The sequence below is a fragment of the Streptosporangium amethystogenes genome, from assembly GCF_000721075.1.
Lineage (GTDB): Bacteria > Actinomycetota > Actinomycetes > Streptosporangiales > Streptosporangiaceae > Streptosporangium > Streptosporangium amethystogenes.
This window is the reverse complement of record NZ_JOEQ01000002.1, coordinates 155,923-173,988: the sequence shown is the minus strand read 5'-3', so window position 1 is coordinate 173,988 and position 18,066 is coordinate 155,923. Positions and strand designations below refer to the sequence as shown.

The window sequence follows — 18,066 nt, the reverse complement described above, 5'->3', positions numbered from 1 at the left end:
CTCTCCCGGTGCTCGCATCGGGAGAGGAGGCCAGATGGCGATGATGGGTGGTGGGGGCTTCGGTCCCCAGATGATGCGTTCGCTCCGGCGGGACAGCTCGGTGACCAAGGAGCGTCTGACACCGGGCACGGTCCGGCGCATCGCCCGCTACGCCAGGCCCTTCTCGCGGCATATCGCCGCCTTCCTCGCGCTGGTCGTGGTCGGCTCGGTCATCGTGATCGCCAACCCGCTGCTGATGAAGGCGATCATCGACGACGGCATCGCCACCAGGCGCCAGGGGGTGGTGATCGCCCTCGCGCTGGTCATCGCGGGCCTGGCGGTCGCGGACGCGGTGCTCACCCTGGCCCAGCGCTGGTTCTCCGCGCGGATCGGCGAGGGGCTCATCTACAACCTGCGCACCGAGGTCTTCGACCACGTCCAGCGGATGCCGGTGGCCTTCTTCACCCGCACCCAGACCGGTGCCCTGGTCTCCCGGCTCAACACCGACGTCATCGGAGCCCAGCGTGCCCTGACCAGCACGCTGTCGTCGGTCGTGGCCAACGTGGTCATGCTGGTGCTGGTTCTCGGCGCCATGCTGGTGCTCTCGTGGCAGATCACCCTCGTCGCCCTCGTGCTGCTGCCGATCTTCGTCTTCCCCGCCAAGTGGGTCGGCAGGAAGATGTCGGGGCTCACCCGTGAGCAGATGCAGCTCGACGCCGAGATGAGCTCCATGATGACCGAGCGGTTCAACGTCGCCGGCGCGATGGTCGCCAAGCTGTACGGCCGCCCGGCCGATGAGGCCGCCTCCTTCGGTGGCAAGGCGGGTCGGGTGCGCGACGTCGGCGTCACCGTGGGCATGTACGGGACGGTCTTCCGGGTCGCGCTCGGCCTGGTGGCGGCGCTGGCCACCGCCCTGGTGTACGGCCTGGGCGGCCTGCTGGCCGTCTCCGGTGTCTTCGAGCTCGGCACCCTGGTGGCCCTCGCCGCCCTCCTGATGCGCCTGTACGGCCCGCTGACGAGCCTGTCGAACGTGCACGTGGACGTGATGACCGCGCTGGTCAGCTTCGACAGGGTCTTCGAGGTGCTCGACCTGCGGCCCATGATCGCCGAGCGGCCCGACGCCGAGCCCCTTCCCGAGGGGCCGGTCTCGGTGGAGTTCGACGACGTTCGGTTCAGGTACCCCACGGCCTCGGAGGTGTCGCTGGCCTCGCTGGAGGCGGTGGCCCGCCCCGACACCGGGCCGGGCCACGAGGTGCTGCGTGGCGTCACCTTCACCGCCCGCCCCGGCCAGATGGTCGCCCTGGTCGGCCCCTCGGGGGCGGGAAAGACCACCATCACGGGCCTGGTCTCGCGCCTCTACGACGTCAGCGAGGGCGCGGTACGGCTCAACGGCCTGGACGTGCGCGACGCCACCCTGGCCTCGCTGCGCGACACCGTGGGGGTGGTCATGCAGGACGCCCACCTGTTCCACGACACCATCGGGGCCAACCTCCGCTACGCCAGGCCCGAGGCGAGTGAGGAGGAGATCTGGGAGGCGCTGAGGGCCGCCCAGATCGCCGAGTTGGTGCTGGGCCTGCCCGAGGGGCTGGAGACCGTGGTGGGCGACCGGGGCCACCGGTTGTCCGGCGGTGAGAAGCAGCGGCTGGCCCTGGCGAGGCTGCTGCTCAAGGCGCCCCGGGTGGTCGTCCTCGACGAGGCCACCGCGCATCTGGACTCCGAGTCCGAGGCCGCCGTCCAGCAGGCACTGAAGGTCGCGCTGGCCGGGCGCACCTCGTTGGTCATCGCCCACCGGCTGTCCACGATCCGCGAGGCCGACCAGATCCTGGTGGTCCAGGACGGCCGCATCGTCGAGCGGGGCCGGCACGAGGAACTGCTGAGCAGGGGGGCGGTCTACGCCGAGCTCTACCGGACTCAGTTCAGTCAGGCGTCCTGACCGCGTCCGCGGCGCCGGCGGCGTGCCTTCGAGTGGCTCTTCCAGCGCGGATGGTGTAGATCATGGGGGCGTGGAAGACCGGCTTAGACGTGATGACCTGACCGACGACGAGTGGACACGGCTGGCGCCGTTACTGCCCGCTCAGGCCAGGCAGGGGAACCGGTGGGCCGATCACCGCACGATCATCGACGGAGTGTTCTTCCGGACCAGGACCGACTGCCCCTGGCGGAAGCTGCCCGAGGTCTACGGCAAGTGGAAGACGGTCTACAACCGGCATCGCCGCTGGTGCCAGGACGGCACCTGGGAGACGATCCTGGACGCGCTGCCGGGCGCCCCCGCCCGGCGGCCGGCCCCGCCCGGGGACATCCGTCCGGGTGCGATGTTCGAGGTCGCCAACTGGTGACCGGTTGACGGAGGGGAACGCGGGCCGGCGTCAGGGTGAGGGGACGTAGCCCAGGCGGGTGAGCTCCTCGCGGGCGACCTTGGCCACCAGCTCGGCGTCCTGGCCGCGCAGGCGGGTGCGCCAGACGCCGACCTTCGGCATGTTCCGGCCCAGCAAGGCGATCTTGGGGACCCGCGTCTCCAGGAAGCGGGAGAGCTCGCCCGCGGCCTCGGCCGGCGAGGAGGCCAGGTCCTCGTAGCGCAGGGTCAGCAACTGCTCGCGGGGCAGCTCCTGACGGAGCGAGGCCGCGAGCCGGACCGCGCTGCGCCAGCGCAGCGCGCACTTTCCCGCCGTGGGCATCGCCTTCCAGTGTTCGCGGTGCTCGCCGGAGCTGACGCCGAGGAAGGGGTTGGGGAACTCCGTCTCGTCGCTCAGCATGGCCGGTTTGAACCACGTCAGGGAGGTGGGGTCGGCCAGCATGTCGGCGGCCACATCCCGGCCGTCCCTGATCAACTGGACGAAACGGGCGTCCGGAAAGGCCTGCAACAGCACCGAGGCGCTGTAGAGCAGGTCGGGGCTGGCATCACCGAAGCGGGCCACCGAATCCGAGGCCACACAGGGGCCCGCTCCGGTCACGCCGCCCGCCTCCCGGCACGGGGGCGGACACTCCTCGCAGGCGCCGGGAACGATCTGCCAGGACTCGGCCATGGCGTCGCGGAGCACGCGGGTCGCGCCCATGCCCCGCCCCGCGATCGAGGGGCGCCGGGCGAAGGCGTAGACCACGTGCGCCACCGCCGCCCGTCCCATGGTGACGTGGAACCCGGGGGAGCGTTTCAGGGCACGGGCCAGCAGGTCCGCGCCAGAGTGCGGGGCGGCGAGCACGAACACCGGGTGGCGTACCTTGATGCCGTTGACCACCAGGATGTGAGGCGGAGGTCGCATATGAAAGCCCAGTGTGGCACCGTTTGGGGAGTGAACGAACCGGCTGCCGGCATACCGATCCCACCCTCGCCGCGCCCGGGTGACACCGTGGCGGTGGTCGCCCCGTCAGGACCTCCCGATTCCGGGAGGCTGGCGCGCGGCGTCCGCGTCCTGGAGGGGCTCGGCCTGAAGGTCGTCATCGGGGCCCACGTCCTCGACCGGGACCGCTACCTGGCGGGCTCCGACGCCGATCGCGCCCGCGACCTGCAGGACGCCTGGTGCGACCCCGCGGTGAGCGCGGTGTTCTGCGCCCGCGGCGGCTACGGTGCCACCCGGACCCTCGGTCTGCTGGACTGGGAGGCGATGCGGGCCGCCGCTCCCAAGACGCTCGTCGGCTCCAGCGACGTCACCGCGCTGCACAGCGCGTTCGCCGCGGAGCTGGGCGTCGCCTCCTGGTTCGGGCCGATGCCGGCCTGTTCCACGATCAGCGACCCGGAAGGGCCTGAGCCGCGCACCTTCGAGAGCCTCACGGCCGCCCTCGCCGGGATGCCGCCGCCGGTCACCGGTGACCGGGTGATCGTTCCCGGTGAGGCCACGGCGCCGGTCACCGGCGGTAACCTCAGCCTGCTGGCCGCGCTCTGCGGCACGCCGTACGCGCTGTCGGCCCGGGGGCGGATCGTCCTGCTGGAGGACGTCGACGAGGCGCCGTACCGGATCGACAGGATGCTCACCCAGCTGCTGCAGGCGGGGGCGCTCGACGGGGCGGCCGGGTTCGTGCTGGGCTCCTGGGTCGACTGCGGTGACCCCTACCCGGTGCTGGAGGAGCTGCTCGCGCCGCTCGGGGTACCCGTCATCGCGGGGCTACCGGTAGGGCATGGAACGCCACAATTTTCAGTATTGCTTGGGGCACTTGGTGCTATTGATGCAAAATCGTGCTCTCTGACCTACTCAACAGGGGGCGTCGACAAGGCACTCTAGGTGCGAACCTAGGAGGAAACCGGCAGAGGGGACGCACGCGTGAGACTGTTCCGGCGGCACCGTGACCGGCGAACCGAGGCGCTGCCGCGCCCGATCGAAGAGGTCGATCTCGACTCCTTGCTCGCCCTGGTCGCGGACAGTCTCGGCTATGTCTGCGCCTTCGACCCCGGCGGCGGCGTCCTGACGCTCACCGGCCCGCGCCGGGTCGTGGTGCGACTGGCGGGGTTGCGCGCCGAGGCGCTGAGGCGCTCCCGCGAGGACTGGCCGATGCTCGTCTCCGAGCACCTGGCCCATGTCCTGGCCACGGCCGACGAGCCGCTCGACGCCTGCGACCTGGACCAGGTGCGCCCGATGCTGCGGACCCGCATCCAGCTCGACGACGACCTCGACTCGGCCCGCGTGGTCGGCCGTCACCTCACCGCCGACCTGGTCGAGGTGCTCACCATCGGCTATGGCCCCGCCGGTCGCCCGGTCCGCCCCGAGGAGGTCGGCTGCTGGCCGATCACCGCCGCCCAGGCGCTCGATGTGGCCCTGGAGAACGCCCGCCAGGACGAACGGCTCTCGGTGACGGAGGGCGACCTCGGTGGCGTGGCGGTCCGCAGGCTGACCGGACCCACCGCCGGTGCCGCCGCCCACCTGCGCAGGCTGGGTGACTACCTGCCCGTCCCCTCCGACGGGGTCCTTGTCGCGCTGCCCGACCCGGCGACGCTGATCGTCCATCCGGTCGAGAGCATCGGCGTGGTCCGCGCGATCGAGCGGCTCCGGCTGTTCGCCCAGCGGGAGTTCGATCTGCGCGCCGAGGCACTCAGCCCGCAGGTCTACTGGTGGCACGGTGACCGCCTCTCCCTGATCAGGGCCGACCTGGTCAGCCAGGACGGACAGACCCGGCTGGTGGTCGCGCCCCCGCCGGACTTCGCGCGCGTCCTGGCGGCCATGGCCGCCCGCCCGCAGAGCCACCCCGACGGCGGGTCCGGCGTAGGCTGATCCGCCGGCCACCCGAGGCCGAGGTGGTGTGAGCACGCCTCGGCACCGAGAGTCCCGCACCTTTCGGTGCGGGGACGATGTCGACCGTTCGCCATGGCGACCACGGACGCGAGAGGATGTGTCCCGCCCCGCCACGCCCACCTCGGTGGCCGCCGCTCCCTTCCTGGATCGGCCGACGCCCCCGCCCGCGCCCTGGCCGTGGTCGCGAGATGGGGCATGATGAGGTCTGGATCTACGAGGAGTGGGACATGGCGCAGTGGTGCCTCGGTGTCGATCTGGGGACGAGTTTCTCCGCCGGGGTGATAGCGGCCGAAGGGCGTTTCGACGTCCTGGAGGTCGAGGGAGAGCGGCGTATCCCCTCCGCCGTCATGCTGGACGAGCGTGGGACGCTCGTGGCGGGCAGGATCGCCCAGCGGGGCATCGCGATCAGCCCCGAGCGGGTCGAGCGTAACCCCAAGCGCTACGTCGGCCGGGGCCGGATGCTGCTCGGCGGTGTCCCGGTGGACGTGGCCGACACCATGGCGGCGCTGCTGGAGCTGTTCGTCAGCGAGGGACGGCGGCGCTTCGACGGCGCCGATCCCGACTGCATCGCGCTGACCCACCCGGTGGCCTGGGACGCCGACCGTAAGGCGGTGCTGCTGGCGGCGGCCAGGAAGGTCGTCAGCGGCGTGCGGATCGTGCTGATCGACGAGCCCGTCGCCTCGGCCCGCTACTTCGCCTCCGCCGGGCGGGCGGACGGCGGGTCGCGGCTGGCCGTCTACGACCTCGGCGGCGGTACGTTCGACGCCGCGGTGCTCACCGTGGACGGCGGTGACTTCGCGGTCGTCGGCGAGCCGGGCGGCAGCGACGAGATCGGCGGCGAGGGGTTCGACGAGCAGGTCTTCGCGTTCCTCGGAGCCCAGATCGAGCGGCTCGACGCCGACTGGTGGCAGCAGGTGACCACCAACCCCGAGCGCCGCTACGTCAGCTACGCCGCGGACCTGCTCAAGATGGCCAGGGAGGCCAAGGAGACGCTGTCGAAGTTCGACACCTCCTCGCACTACGTGGTCGGCATCAACGAGGACGTGCACATCACCAGGGCCGACCTGGAGGGTCTCATCGGCGAGGAGATCGTCAGGACGGTCGACATCCTGGATGAGACGATCCGTGGCGCGGGGGTCGAGGCCGGCGAACTGGCCGCGGTGTTCATGACCGGCGGCCCCAGCCGGATGCCGCTGGTCCAGAAGGCGGTACGCGAGCGCTTCGGCGACCGGGTGCGGACCTACGACGACCCGAAGATCGTGGTCGCCTACGGCGCCGCGCAGCTGGCCTGGAAGCTCAAGGTCGAGCGCCACGAGCCCGGTGCGGGCCGCACCCCCACCGGCGGCCACCGGACGCCCACCGGTGCGGCGGGCCTCTCCGGCTCGGGACAGGCTCCCAGTGCCCCAGGCGTCGCCGGCACGGCGCAGCGGGCCTTCACAGGCCCGGTGGCGGCCGGACCGGCCGTGGGCCACCACGCGCCCGGTGTGCCCGGTGCGCCGGCGGTCGCTCCGACCGGTGGACACCGGGCCTTCACCGGTCCCGAGGGCGGCGCCACCGGAGGGCACCGGGTGCTCACCGGTCCCGAGGGCGGCGCCACCGGAGGGCACCGGGTGCTCACCGGTCCCGAGGGCGGCGCCACCGGAGGGCACCGGGGGCCCGGCGGCCGGCCCGCGGGCCGTGCGGGCGCGGCGGGCGGGGACGGGCCCAGCGTCCAGGGGATCGAGAAGGTGATGGACGGCGTGCTGGAGGCGCGCGTCGAGACGGGCCAGGTCTTCGTCCACCAGGCCTTCGAGCACGGCCACCTGCTGCGCAGGCTCGACGGGATCGAGGGCCGGTACGACCGGGAGCTCGGCTTCGGCAGGCTCGTGGAGTGGGCCGCCTCCAGCGAGGGCGTCGTGGCGGTGGAGCAGGTCGGGCCCGCGCAGGTGCTGGTCCGCGCCCTCACCCGCGACCTCGCCATCCGCGCCACCCACCCGCTGCAGATGTGGGGCAACCCCACGGTGATCGCCCACGGCCGCACGGCGTGGGTCTTCTTCCACTCCCGCCAGGTCGTCGGTGTCGACACCTCGATGGGCCTGCCCTGGGGGGAGACCGGGCAGCTGGCCATGATCGAGCTCGACCTGGGCGGCGGTTTCGCCTTCCAGGCCCCCCAGCCGCGTGAGCTGGGCCCCTACGCCCAGTGGTTCCTGAACGAGGACAACAGGCTGCGCCGGCTGCTCGACCAGGAGGCGCCCAGCGGCACCGAGCCGTCCTCCTCGGTGGGCGCGCCGGGCTGCACCGTGGTGCTCGGGCAGTTCAGCAGCAACAAGCCGATGTTCCAGAACCGCCACCAGGACTTTCGGCCGTGGCAGGTACTGTGCCTGGTCGACCCGGGCGGCGTGGTGCGCCCGACGGTACGCGAGCCGGGGCGCGGCTGGCTGCACCAGGTGGTCCTGCACCGGGGCAGGTGGTTCACCTCCGGCTCGGCGGGGCTGGAGGCCGACACCGCGGACGGCAGGACCAGGCTGGTCATGCCGCGTCCCCGGGGCGGCGCGCTGCGCTGGTTCTCCGCGGGCAACGAGATCTACGCGGTCGGCACCGACCAGGTGAGCCCCGCCAGGGGCTGGTCGGTCGGGATCTTCGACCAGCGTTCCCAGACGCTGGAGTTCCTGATGGGCAAGCAGTCGGCGACCCTGGCGGGCCACCTCACCTCCCGCCACCGCTGGGAGCGGCCGAGGCTGGTCGCCGACGGCGACTCGATGTGGATGACCATGCAGGACGCGGGCCGCAGCAGGCTGCTGCACATCACCCCGGGCGGGGCGCGGGAGGTGCATCGCACGCCGGGGATGTTCGAGCCGGTCGCCCGGGTCGCCACGGGCCTGTTCTGCCTGCACCGCCCCGACGACGCCACCGGCGCCGCCCGCGACCGGCCCGCGACCCTGGTGCACCTGCCACTCTGACCTGTTCTCGCCCCTGGCCGAGGCCAGGGGCGAGAACAGGTCAGAGACTCCAGACCCGGGTGACCGGCGCCGCCGTCCGATCAGGTCCCGGCGGGGACCGGCTGCTCGGTGCCCAGGGCGGCCACCGCACCGGCCAGTTCCTTGCGGAGTTCGTGGCCGCGCGTGGTGAGGGTGCCGATCGCGGCGATCCGGTCCTGGCCCGACTTGCGGGCCTTGAGGCGGTCGGCGGCCGAGCGGGCGGAAGCGGACTTCAGCTCGGCGCGTCTGGTCTCCAGCTCCCTGCGCCGCCGGGCCAGGGTGTCGTCGGCGGCCTGCTCGACGCTCACCCGCCAGGTGGCGACCATCCGCTCCAGGTCGAGTGTCATCTCCCTGGTGACCACGGCGAACTGGTCGCGCAGCGCCCCTCTGATCGCGGCCTGGCTGCGCTGTACCTTCTCCATCGAGCGCCGCCCCATGAAGATGGCCGCGCCGATGGCCGGGGCGACCAGGATGAAGCCCACCGGGCCGAGCAGGGCCGTGGCGAAGCCGCCCAGGGACAGCCCGATCGAGGCCGAGGGCAGCACGTCCCGGATGATGTCCACGCTTTCCGGGGCCTCGGCGGCCATGTCGCCCCTGACCTGTACCTGCGACAGGCTGGGCATCGCCTGCCTGTCGGCGGTCAGCTCGACCGGGTCGAGGCCGAGGTCGCGGGCGAAGGCGTCCAGCGTGGTCCTGGCCAGCCTCTCCACGTCGTAGACGATCTGCGACCAGGCGGCCTCCAGGGAACGCTGGACGCTCACCGGCAGCTCCGCCATGTACTGGTCGATCTGGGCCTGCTTCTTCAGCGTGGCGATCATGTTCTCGTACGGCTGGCGGATCTCGGCCACCCGCGCGCCCACGATGCCCCCCACTTCGCGTCCGATGAAGGTGTTGGCCACAATGCCCGCCCTGCGCCGCGCGGACAGCTCGGCCAGGCTCGCCAGGTCGGCGTCCACCTCGGCGAGCCGGGCGGTGACGTCGCCGTCGTCGTCGGAGCCCGCGGCGACGTCGTCCTTGGCGCTGGTCGCCAGCGAGCCCAGCACCGACAGGGCGGCGGCGACCACCGTGGCGCCCCGCGCCGACTCCCTGCCCTCGGCGAAGGCGCGCAGGTGCCGCTCCAGCGCGTCCATGCCGCTGCGTGCCCGCAGTGTGTTCGCCCGTTCCTCGCGTCCCTCGCGCCGTTTGGCCTCGGCGGCCTCGGCGAGCTTGGCGCTCACCGGGATCCACGGTGCCTCCAGAAGCGGGGCCAGTGTCGCGGCCCTGGCGGGATCGGCGGCGATCGCCTCGGTGACGAACGTCCTCAGGCGGGTCTTGTTCTCCTCCTGAAGGTTTCGCCAGTTGGTCGAATCCTCCACCTTGGTCAGCACGAACACGATCGCCTGGACCCGCTCGGCGGCCTCCGCGAGGAACTCCAGCTCGTGCCTGAGCACCGGCTGGTCCTGCGCGCTGAGCGCGAACAGCAGCGCGTCGGCCCGCTGGAGCATGGCCACGGTCACCTGCCGGTGTCCCACTGTCAGGCTGTCCACGCCGGGGGTGTCGAGCAGCCGCAACCCGTCGAGCAGGGGGTTGTCGAGGGTGATGTCCACACTCACCACGTCGCGGCGCTTGCCCGCGTCACCGCGCATCGAGGCGTAGTCGGGGATCGACTCGATGGTGATCGGTGTCTGCAGCGGCCCCGAGTCGGTGCTGCGGTGGACGACGGCGGCCAGGCGGGGGCCGCGCCGCAGCGACAGAAAGCAGTTGGTGGCGACGTCGGCGTCGACCGGGAGCAGGTCGGGGTGGCCCACCAGCGTGTTGAGCAGCCGGCTCTTGCCGCGTTTCTGCGCCCCGGCGACAACGATGTCGGTGCACTCGTCCTTCCAGCGGCCCGCGCACGCGGCCAGCACCTCCGCGAGGTCCTGCCTGCCGCACTGCCCGGCCAGCGTGTGGACCTCGTTGGCGTAGCGCAGCAGCCTGGCCACGGGGCCGGTCGGGTCGGGGGTCGTCATGATCCTTTTCTCCTGTCGGGGATGGATGGGGTGGGCCGGTGCCGCCTTCCGGCGCTGTCCCGCCTCAGGAACCGTCCGCGTGGTGCGACCAGATGGTCTCGTAGGCCTCGCAGAGGGTCTCGGCCGCCCGTCGCTGCCGCAGGGGGAGTGGCCGGTGGGTGATGGCGCGGAACCGGGCGCTCAGGGCCGCGGCATAACCGGCGATCTCGGCGCGCGGGGTCCCGGGGGGCGCCCCGAGCTGGGTGGCCAGCTCGGCCCCGGAGAGCAGCAGCTCCAGCGCCCGCCGGTCGTCGGCCGGGACCATGGGGGAGGCCCGCAGCGTCTCGATCGCGGCGGGGTCCACGCGGACCGGCGGGAGCCTCTCGCCGCCCCCGTCGCCGCCGGGGGGTGCCTGCTCCTCCAACGCCGCCGAGACGAGGTCCTCCAGGACGGTCAGCACGTCCCTGGCCCGGTGCCCGCCGGCGCGTCCCTCGCTCATCATGGCGAGCGTGCGCCAGCGCATCGACGCCGCGGTGGCGGCGGCGGCGATCTGCTCCGGGGAGGCCGTCGCGGGCAGGCCGAGCTGTTCGGCGGGCCCATCGTGGCGGGCCAGGCGCAGCAGCTCGGCGGTCATCTCCTCGTTGAGGACCAGCGTTCCGCGGCCGAGTGCCTCGGCGGCGGTGAAGATCCGCAGGCCGCCCAGGGAGGTCGCGATCGGCCGGTTCTCGTCGAGCTGGGCCGCCAGCGAGTCCAGGGTGGCGCGGTCGGCCCCCATCGCCGGCGTCCTGGCGAGCGCGCGGAGCCGGGTCAGCGCGTCGAGTGCCTTCAGCTGGTCGGCGCGGCGGGCGAAGTGGGCGAGGCCGGCGGCCACGGAGCCGGTCGCGGCTCGCCCCGCGGAGGAGTAGCCGGAGCGTTCCAGCAGGTGGGAGGTGAGCGCCTCGGGAGAGAGGATGCCTGCCGCGCGCACCGCCTCGACCGCGCTGGTGATGCCGTAGCGGTGCAGCCGCTCCACCAGCCGGTGGCGCACCTCGGCCGGCACGGGTATCTCGGGCGCGGAGCGGAAGTCGTCCAGGTCCAGGAGGTAGTCCTCCAGGTCGTCCTCGTCGAGTCCGGCCAGCGTCTCCAGGGCCGCCACCTCCTCACCGCCCAGTGGGAGGGCGCGCGCGGTCTCGGCCAGCAGGCCGATCACCGGGACCACGTCGAAGACGGAGGTGCGCAGGTCTTCGTACCCCTTGGCGGCCAGCCGCCTGGCGGTCGGCCACGGGTCGCCCTCGTCGCCGCGCCGGTCGACCTGGCCGAGCACGGCGAGGGTGTTGACGCAGCTCATCCCGCAGGCATCGGTCAGCCCGCGAAACTCCGCGAGGGTGGTGTCGTCGAACTTCTGGACGTAGCGCAGCACGTAGATCATCGCCTGTGCGCGGTCGTCCTCGTCGCCGGAGCCGAACAGCATGCTCCTGGCCGCCCGCTCGTTGGCGGCCGTCACCGTGTTCATGCCAGGGGTGTCGATGATGGTGATGGTGCGCAGCGACGGCAGGTCCAGGGAGACCCGCAGGCGCCGGATCCGGGCCACGTCGACGCCGAGCTCCGAGGGGAGCCGGTGGCCGGGCAACAGCCGGGAGTGGGCCACGCCGCCGTCAAGGAGCTCGATCGTGATGCGGCCGTCGTCCTCGCCGTACTCGTACTGGGTGACGACAAAGGTGCACTCACCGGCGTCCACCGGGGCGACGGGCAGGCCGAGCAGCGCGTTCACCAGCGTCGACTTGCCGCTGCTGACCGCGCCCGCCACGGCGACCCGCAGCGGTGCGTCGAGGCCGGCGCGCACCTGCGCCACCCGCTCGCGCAGCTCCGCGCTGGAAAGCCTGGCCGAGGTGGTGTCGCACAGGCGGCGCAGCAGGTCCGCGGGCCCGGTGCTCACACGTCACCGCCCTGGCCGTCCGGTACGTTCTCGCGACCTGCCGCGCACCCGATGTCCGTCGCGAGGTCCGGCAGGCTGCTCTCGCGGGGCGCCGAGCCGCTCACCGCTCCGCCCCGGAGCTCGGTGAGACGTGGCGGTAGACGACGACCTGCGGTACGCGGATCACCTGTCCGCCGTCGGCGTACCCTCGCCGGACGGTCTCGGCGACAACGTCGTGCAGTTCGGGGCTGTCGGCCGGCGCGGTGCCGAACGCCTCGTGCAGACGCGGGTCGAAGCGCTGCCCGTCCGCGACGATCTCCTGGACGCCGGCCCGGTTCAGCGCCTCCAGCAGTGTCCCGGCCAGCCGGGGGTGGCGTTCCGCGAGCTGGTCCCGGTAGCCCACGCAGGCCCCGACCAGGGCCTCACGCCCGGGGTGGCCTTCGGAGAAGAGCCTTTCCACCTGCTGGGTGAGCGCCGGGCTGATCCCGCTTCCGGAGACCTGGGCCAGTGCCTCGGACAGCGGGTCGTCCGACGGGCCGGCGGGTGGGCCGGCGGGTGGATCCGCCGCTGGGACGGCATGGCCGGCGGCGGGTCGGTCCGGCACCGAGCCCACCTGGCCCGCGGGGAACGGTGGCTGCGTCCCCTGCCACGGTGTCTCGTACGAGGCCGTCTGCCAGGTGCCCGGCATGGGGGCCTGGGCGGGGCGGCGGTTGCGGTGCCACAGGTACAGGCCCGCGGCCGCCGCGGCCAGGGTGCCCGCCGCCACCGCGAGCACCAGGGGCAGCGGGAGGAGCCCGATCGGTGTTCCCACCGTGATGGATCCCGTCTCCTCCGGGCGCAGGGAGCCGACACCGTCGCCTCGCAGGGATGCCGAGGGCGTGCCGACGGTCTCCCTTCGGAGTCCCGCCACCGCGCCGCAGCCGGTGAGTGCCGGCCAGGCCAGCAACAGCAGGGGAAGGAACACGCGTCGGTCCCTCATCGATCGCCTTTCTCGTCGGCGGCCCTTGTGACCCGGATCCGGGTCCCCCTCCCGGTGAGGTCACGCGGGCTCACGCCGGTTCTTTCCGTCAGACGGTCGGGAAGGGGCCCGAGTACTCGGTGTAGTCGGCGACCCCGTCGCCGTTCAGGTCGACCCGGGTCTCGTCGATGTAGCCGTCGCCGTCGTGGTCGAGGTAGACGACATCGGTGACGCCGTCGCCGTCGACGTCGTAGCGCTCCTCGTCGGCGATGTTGTCACCGTCGGTGTCGATCAGCTGGGCGTCGGTCCCTCCGTCGCCGTCGTAGTCGACCAGGTCCGTGGTGGTCACGTCGAAATCGCTCATTGGTTCGTTCCTTTCCGATGGTGTTACAGCGGATGAGAGTCACACTCGCACCGGATTGTTGCAGCCGAATCCCAGATTTCTTGATGATTTTTAAGAAATCTGTTGGCTTGGCTGCTCTATAGGGATTTAAGGGCACAAAACGGGCGGCTGGGCGTCGCCTTCTCAGCTGAGCGCGCGGGCGGTGTGGATCAGCGGGACGTGGCTGAAGGCCTGTGGGAAGTTGCCGACCATCCGGCCGTAGCGGGGGTCGTACTCCTCGGCGAGCAGACCGACGTCGTTGCGGAGCGACAGCAGGTGCTCGAACAGCTCGACCGCCTCGTCCTTGCGGCCGATCATCGCCAGGACCTCGGCCAGCCAGAAGCTGCACGCCAGGAACGCCCCCTCGCCGCCGGGCAGGCCGTCCACCTCGTTGTCGGCCGAGACCGGGTAGCGCAGCACGAAGCCGTCGGCCATCAGTTCGCGCTGGATCGCCTCCACCGTCCCGATCACGCGCGGGTCCTCCGGCGGCAGGAAGCCGACGATCGGGATCAGCAGCAGGGCCGCGTCCAGCTCGGGCGAGCCGTAGGACTGGGTGAAGGTGCCGCGTACCGGATCGAAGCCCTTGTCGCAGACCTCGGCGTGGACGCGGTCGCGCAGTTCCTTCCAGCGCGTCAGCGGGCCGGGCTTGCCGAAGGTCTCCATGTGCTTGATGGCCCGGTCGAGGGCGACCCAGCACATGACCTTGGAGTGCACGAAGTGCCGGCGTGGGCCGCGCACCTCCCACAGCCCCTCGTCCGGCTCGTCCCAGTGCTCCTCGACATAGGAGATCAGCTCGAACTGGATGGTCCAGGCCCGATGGTCGGACTCCAGGCCCGAGACGCGAGACAGGTACAGGGAGTTCAGGACCTCGCCGTAGACGTCCAGCTGGAGCTGGTCGACCGCGCCGTTGCCGATCCTGACCGGCCGGGAGCCCTCGTAGCCGGGCAGCCAGTCGAGCTCAAGCTCGGTGAGCCGGCGTTCCCCGGCGACGCCGTACATGATCTGCAGGTCCTGGCCGCGGCCCGCGATGGCCCGTAGCAGCCAGGACCGCCACGCGCGGGCCTCGTCCAGGTAGCCGGAGCCGATGAGGGCGTCCAGGGTCATGGTGGCGTCGCGCAGCCAGCAGTAGCGGTAGTCCCAGTTGCGCACGCCGCCGAGGTCCTCGGGCAGTGAGGTGGTGGGTGCGGCGACGATGCCGCCGGTGGGGGCGTAGGTGAGCGCCTTGAGCGTGATGAGCGAGCGGACCACGGCCTCGCGCCACGGTCCCTGGTAGCCGCACCGCTCGACCCACTCGGCCCACAGCTCCTCGGTCGCGGTCAGCTGCTCGTACGGGTCGATCTCCTCGGGCCGGGGCTCGTGTGAGGGGTGCCAGGTGAAGATGAACGCCATGCTGTCTCCCCCGGAGACCTCGAACGTCGCCTTGTGGGCGTAGTCGCCGCCCTGGAGCGGGACGGGGGAGTGCAGCCACACGGAGTCGGGTCCGCCGACGGCCTGCAGGAGGCCGTCGCTGCGGCGCACCCAGGGCACGATCCGGCCGTAGTCGAAGCGGATGCGGATCTCGGTGGCCATCTTCACCGTCCCCGACACGCCCTCCACGATCCTCACCAGGTCGGGGTTGGTGTGCCGGGTGGGCATGTAGTCGGTCACCCGGACCGTGCCGCCGGGGGTGTCCCACTCGCTCTCCAGGATGAGGGTCTCGCCCCGGTAGCGGCGCCGGGTGGCGTGGGGCCGCCCGGCGTCCGCGGGGCCGATCCACCACTGGCCGTTCCCGGCGTTGCCGAGCAGTGCCGCGAAGCACGAGGGCGAGTCGAAGCGCGGCAGGCAGAGCCAGTCGATGGAGCCGTCCCTGCCGATCAGGGCCGCTGACTGCATGTCGCCGATGAGAGCGTAGTCCTCGATCCACATGCCTCGAAGCTAACGCTTCGGCGCGCTCCCCGGGGGCCGGGAGCGCAACCGCGCTCCCGGACGGGTCCGCGGCATGAAGAACTGGGTCAGCGGACCGATGCCGAGGGCGAACACCAGCGTTCCCACTCCCACGGTCCCGCCGAGCAGCCAGCCCGCGGCCAGCACGGTGACCTCGATGACGGTGCGGGCCGAGCGGATGGACAGGCCCAGCCGGTTCAGGCCGGTCATCAGGCCGTCGCGCGGTCCGGGGCCGAGACCGGCACCGATGTAGAGGCCGGTGGCCGCGGCGGTGGTGACGACGCCGAGCAGCAGGTACGCCCAGCGCGCGGCGAGCGCGTCCGGGGTCGGGGCCAGCCAGATGGCCGCGTCGGCGAACAGTCCGAGCAGGACGACGTTGCTGAGGGTGCCCAGCCCCGGCTTCTGCCGCAGCGGGATCCACAGCAGCATGACCAGGGCGCCCACGATGATGATCCAGGTGCCGATCGACAGGCCCAGGTGGATGGAGAGCCCTTGGTGGAACACGTCCCAGGGACTACCGCCCAGCTGGGACTCGATCTGCAGGCCGACGCCGATGCCGTAGAGCGCCAGGCCCGTGTACAGACGGGTGAGCCGGTTGGGAAGGGAGCCGAGGGTGGGCAGGGAGAGTTCGCTCATGATAGTCCCAATCGTCCGGGCCACTGCTTCCAGACAAAAGGGCCAATTACGGAAAGTGGCCTTATGGTGGTTGGGGTGGATCGATATCTCAGTGGCCCCCAGCTCGCCCGTCTCCTGGCGATCGACCCCGGCGCCAGGCCGTACTACCGGGTGCTGGCCCAGAGCGTGCGGTCGCTGGTCCTCGACGGGCGGCTGCCGGTGCGGGTACGGATGCCCGCCGAGCGCCACCTCGCCGAGGCGCTGGGCGTCAGCCGCACCACCGTGACCGCGGCCTACGACCTCCTTCGCGAGCAGGGGTACCTGGAGAGCAGGCAGGGGGCGGGGAGCTGGACGGCGCTGCCCGACGCGGGCTCGCTGGGCGCGGACAACCCGTGGATCGCCGCCGAGGACGACGGGTTGCTGCCGATGCACACCGCGGCCCCGAGCGCGATCTCGACGCTGCCCGAGGCGATCACCGCCGTCGGCGGCCAGTATCCCCGCTACACGCTCGGGACGGGCTACGACCCGCTCGGGGTCGCCCCGCTGCGCCAGGCGATCGCCGCCCGCTACAGCGCGCGGGGGGTGGCCACCCGGCCGGAGCAGATCCTGGTGACCACCGGAGCCCAGCAGGCCATCCACCTGGTGACCACGATGCTGCTCTCGCGCGGGGACCCGGTGCTGCTGGAGTCGCCCACCTACCCGCACGCCATCGACCTGGCCAGGATGCGCGGCGCCCGGATCGTCGGAGTCGGCGTCCCCGACGAGGGCTGGCATCACCTGGACCTGCTGACCTGCGCGATGCGTCAGTCGGCCGCCCGCCTCGCGTACGTGATCCCCGACTTCCAGAACCCGACGGGACACCTGATGGACGACACGGCGCGAGCGGCCCTGGCCGGTGCGGCGCGGCGCTACGGCACGGTCCTGGTGGTCGACGAGAGCTGGTGTGAGCTGGCGCTCGACGAGGAGGCCCGGGCCACGCCGCTGGCCGCCTTCGACACCGACGGGAGGGTGATCACCATCGGCTCGGCGTCCAAGCTGTGGTGGGGCGGGCTGCGCATCGGCTGGATTCGCACCACCGCCGCCACGGTTCGCCGTCTTGCCGTGCTCCGTGCCTCCATCGACATCGCCAGCCCGCTCTTCGAACAGCTGGTGGTGGCCAGGTTGTTCGAGGACATCGAGGGGGCCAGGGCCGAGCGCGCCCGCCTCCTCGGCGCCTCCAGGGACGCCCTGGCGGCCGAGCTGGCGGCGCGGATGCCCGACTGGAGCTTCGTTCCGCCCAGGGGCGGCGGCTCGCTCTGGGTGCGGCTGCCGGAATCGTCGGCCACCTCGCTGGCCGACGCGGCGGCCTGCCAGGGGGTCCGGCTGGCCCCCGGGCAGTGGTTCGGCGTGGACGGCACGCTGGAGGGGCGGCTGCGCCTGCCCTTCACCCAGCCGCCCCGGGTCCTCGTCGAGGCGGTGCGGCGCATCGCCGAGGCCAGGCTCAGAGGGGTGTACGGCATCCGGCCCGCCGAGCCTCTCACCCCCGTCCTCTGAGCCCGCTCCGGGAGGGCCTACTCGGAGGTGACGCCTCTGGCCAGCGGGGCCCGCAGTTTCAGCCGCATGGCCACGATGCGCAGCCCGAAGGCCAGCAGGGCGGCGGCCAGCGTGGCCGGCCAGCCGTGCAGATTCAGGGTGTAGAGCAGAGCCATGACCGCCGAGCCGAGCATGGCGGGCACCGCGTACAGCTGGCGGTCGTACAGCAGGGTGGGGATCTGCCCGGCGAGGACGTCACGCAGGATGCCACCGCCGACCGCGGTGATGACCCCGAGCAGGGCCGCGTGCAGGGGGGTGAGGCCGAAGTACATCGCCTTCTCGGTGCCGACCGCGCAGAACAGGCCGAGGCCCGCGGCGTCCAGCACGTTCACCGCGGGCATCACCCGCTCCACCTGTGGGTGCCAGAAGAACACGATCACCGTGGCCAGCACCGGCACGACCACGTAGCCGATGCTGGAGAAGGCGGCGGGCCGCACGTTCAGGATCAGGTCGCGGGCGATTCCGCCGCCCAGCGCGGTTATCTCGGCCAGCACGGCCATGCCCACCACGTCGAGCCGCCTGCGCACGCCCACCAGGGCACCGGAGAGAGCGAAGACGAAGATCCCGACGAGATCGAGCACATTATTCACGGATAAATCA

Annotated in this window: 14 protein-coding genes; 6 read left to right on the top strand and 8 right to left on the bottom strand. The window is 72.2% G+C overall.

Translation table 11 applies throughout. The annotated features are described in order from the left end of the window. Nucleotides 1-34 precede the first annotated feature (34 nt). Together IG98_RS0102535 and IG98_RS0102530 are read left to right on the top strand one after the other, a co-directional pair. Nucleotides 35-1,912 (top strand): ABC transporter ATP-binding protein, encoded by a 1,878-nt coding sequence (locus IG98_RS0102535; protein ID WP_030904762.1) that lies wholly within the window; start codon nt 35-37, stop codon nt 1,910-1,912. Between the two features lie 70 nt (nt 1,913-1,982). Beyond that, the gene (locus IG98_RS0102530) at nt 1,983-2,315 is read left to right on the top strand and encodes a transposase (protein WP_169750050.1); all 333 of its coding nucleotides are present in this window, start codon (nt 1,983-1,985) and stop codon (nt 2,313-2,315) included. 30 nt (nt 2,316-2,345) lie between these two features. Here the strand turns inward: IG98_RS0102530 and IG98_RS0102525 are convergent, their stop codons facing one another. Continuing rightward, on the bottom strand, nt 2,346-3,236 hold the full coding sequence (locus IG98_RS0102525; RefSeq protein WP_030904755.1) for a sulfotransferase family protein: 891 nt from the start codon (nt 3,234-3,236) through the stop codon (nt 2,346-2,348). Nucleotides 3,237-3,266: 30 nt separating this feature from the next. Here IG98_RS0102525 and IG98_RS0102520 point away from each other — a divergent pair, with 30 nt between their 5' ends. The 3 genes from IG98_RS0102520 to IG98_RS54155 all read left to right on the top strand — a co-directional run bounded on the left by IG98_RS0102520 (nt 3,267) and on the right by IG98_RS54155 (nt 8,137). Continuing rightward, nucleotides 3,267-4,193, top strand: coding sequence for a S66 peptidase family protein (locus IG98_RS0102520; protein ID WP_245651377.1), 927 nt, complete (start codon nt 3,267-3,269; stop codon nt 4,191-4,193). Between the two features lie 39 nt (nt 4,194-4,232). After that, the gene (locus IG98_RS0102515; protein WP_030904752.1) at nt 4,233-5,177 is read left to right on the top strand and encodes a hypothetical protein; all 945 of its coding nucleotides are present in this window, start codon (nt 4,233-4,235) and stop codon (nt 5,175-5,177) included. A 209-nt stretch (nt 5,178-5,386) separates the two neighbouring features. Continuing rightward, complete coding sequence (locus IG98_RS54155) at nt 5,387-8,137, top strand: Hsp70 family protein (RefSeq protein ID WP_051751403.1); 2,751 nt, start codon at nt 5,387-5,389, stop codon at nt 8,135-8,137. Between the two features lie 80 nt (nt 8,138-8,217). Here IG98_RS54155 and IG98_RS0102505 read toward each other — a convergent pair whose 3' ends face one another. From IG98_RS0102505 to yczE, 6 genes are all read right to left on the bottom strand, one after another. Further along, nucleotides 8,218-10,143, bottom strand: a complete 1,926-nt coding sequence (locus tag IG98_RS0102505) for a dynamin family protein (protein ID WP_030904748.1) — start codon at nt 10,141-10,143, stop codon at nt 8,218-8,220. A gap of 64 nt (nt 10,144-10,207) precedes the next feature. Continuing rightward, nucleotides 10,208-12,037 carry a dynamin family protein gene (locus IG98_RS0102500; RefSeq protein ID WP_030904732.1) on the bottom strand — a complete coding sequence of 610 codons (1,830 nt, stop codon included), beginning with the start codon at nt 12,035-12,037 and terminating at the stop codon, nt 10,208-10,210. A 100-nt stretch (nt 12,038-12,137) separates the two neighbouring features. Beyond that, nucleotides 12,138-12,980, bottom strand: a complete 843-nt coding sequence (locus IG98_RS46500) for a nucleotide exchange factor GrpE (RefSeq protein ID WP_051751401.1) — start codon at nt 12,978-12,980, stop codon at nt 12,138-12,140. A 103-nt stretch (nt 12,981-13,083) separates the two neighbouring features. Next, nucleotides 13,084-13,338, bottom strand: coding sequence for a hypothetical protein (locus IG98_RS44405; protein WP_051751398.1), 255 nt, complete (start codon nt 13,336-13,338; stop codon nt 13,084-13,086). A gap of 162 nt (nt 13,339-13,500) precedes the next feature. Further along, nucleotides 13,501-15,261: a glycoside hydrolase family 15 protein gene (locus IG98_RS0102485; protein ID WP_030904727.1), complete on the bottom strand. Its 1,761-nt coding sequence runs from the start codon at nt 15,259-15,261 to the stop codon at nt 13,501-13,503. A gap of 9 nt (nt 15,262-15,270) precedes the next feature. Then, a complete protein-coding gene (yczE, locus tag IG98_RS0102480; RefSeq protein WP_051751396.1) occupies nt 15,271-15,915 on the bottom strand; it encodes a membrane protein YczE in 645 nt (214 codons plus the stop codon). Nucleotides 15,916-15,978: 63 nt separating this feature from the next. On the opposite strand from yczE, the gene yczR reads away from it, so the two are divergent. Continuing rightward, complete coding sequence (gene yczR, locus IG98_RS0102475; RefSeq protein WP_030904724.1) at nt 15,979-17,427, top strand: MocR-like transcription factor YczR; 1,449 nt, start codon at nt 15,979-15,981, stop codon at nt 17,425-17,427. A gap of 17 nt (nt 17,428-17,444) precedes the next feature. Here the strand turns inward: yczR and IG98_RS0102470 are convergent, their stop codons facing one another. After that, nucleotides 17,445-18,056 carry a trimeric intracellular cation channel family protein gene (locus IG98_RS0102470; protein ID WP_211263861.1) on the bottom strand — a complete coding sequence of 204 codons (612 nt, stop codon included), beginning with the start codon at nt 18,054-18,056 and terminating at the stop codon, nt 17,445-17,447. Nucleotides 18,057-18,066 lie beyond the last annotated feature (10 nt).

What these genes read in the sequence shown, in the direction of transcription:
- IG98_RS0102535 (WP_030904762.1), top strand. Translation starts at nt 35, where the DNA reads ATGGCGATGATGGGTGGTGGGGGCTTCGGTCCCCAGATGATGCGTTCG.
- IG98_RS0102525 (WP_030904755.1), bottom strand. Translation starts at nt 3,236, where the DNA reads ATGCGACCTCCGCCTCACATCCTGGTGGTCAACGGCATCAAGGTACGC.
- IG98_RS54155 (WP_051751403.1), top strand. Translation starts at nt 5,387, where the DNA reads ATGGGGCATGATGAGGTCTGGATCTACGAGGAGTGGGACATGGCGCAG.
- IG98_RS0102505 (WP_030904748.1), bottom strand. Translation starts at nt 10,143, where the DNA reads ATGACGACCCCCGACCCGACCGGCCCCGTGGCCAGGCTGCTGCGCTAC.
- IG98_RS44405 (WP_051751398.1), bottom strand. Translation starts at nt 13,338, where the DNA reads ATGAGCGATTTCGACGTGACCACCACGGACCTGGTCGACTACGACGGC.
- IG98_RS0102485 (WP_030904727.1), bottom strand. Translation starts at nt 15,261, where the DNA reads ATGTGGATCGAGGACTACGCTCTCATCGGCGACATGCAGTCAGCGGCC.
- yczE (WP_051751396.1), bottom strand. Translation starts at nt 15,915, where the DNA reads ATGAGCGAACTCTCCCTGCCCACCCTCGGCTCCCTTCCCAACCGGCTC.
- yczR (WP_030904724.1), top strand. Translation starts at nt 15,979, where the DNA reads ATGGTGGTTGGGGTGGATCGATATCTCAGTGGCCCCCAGCTCGCCCGT.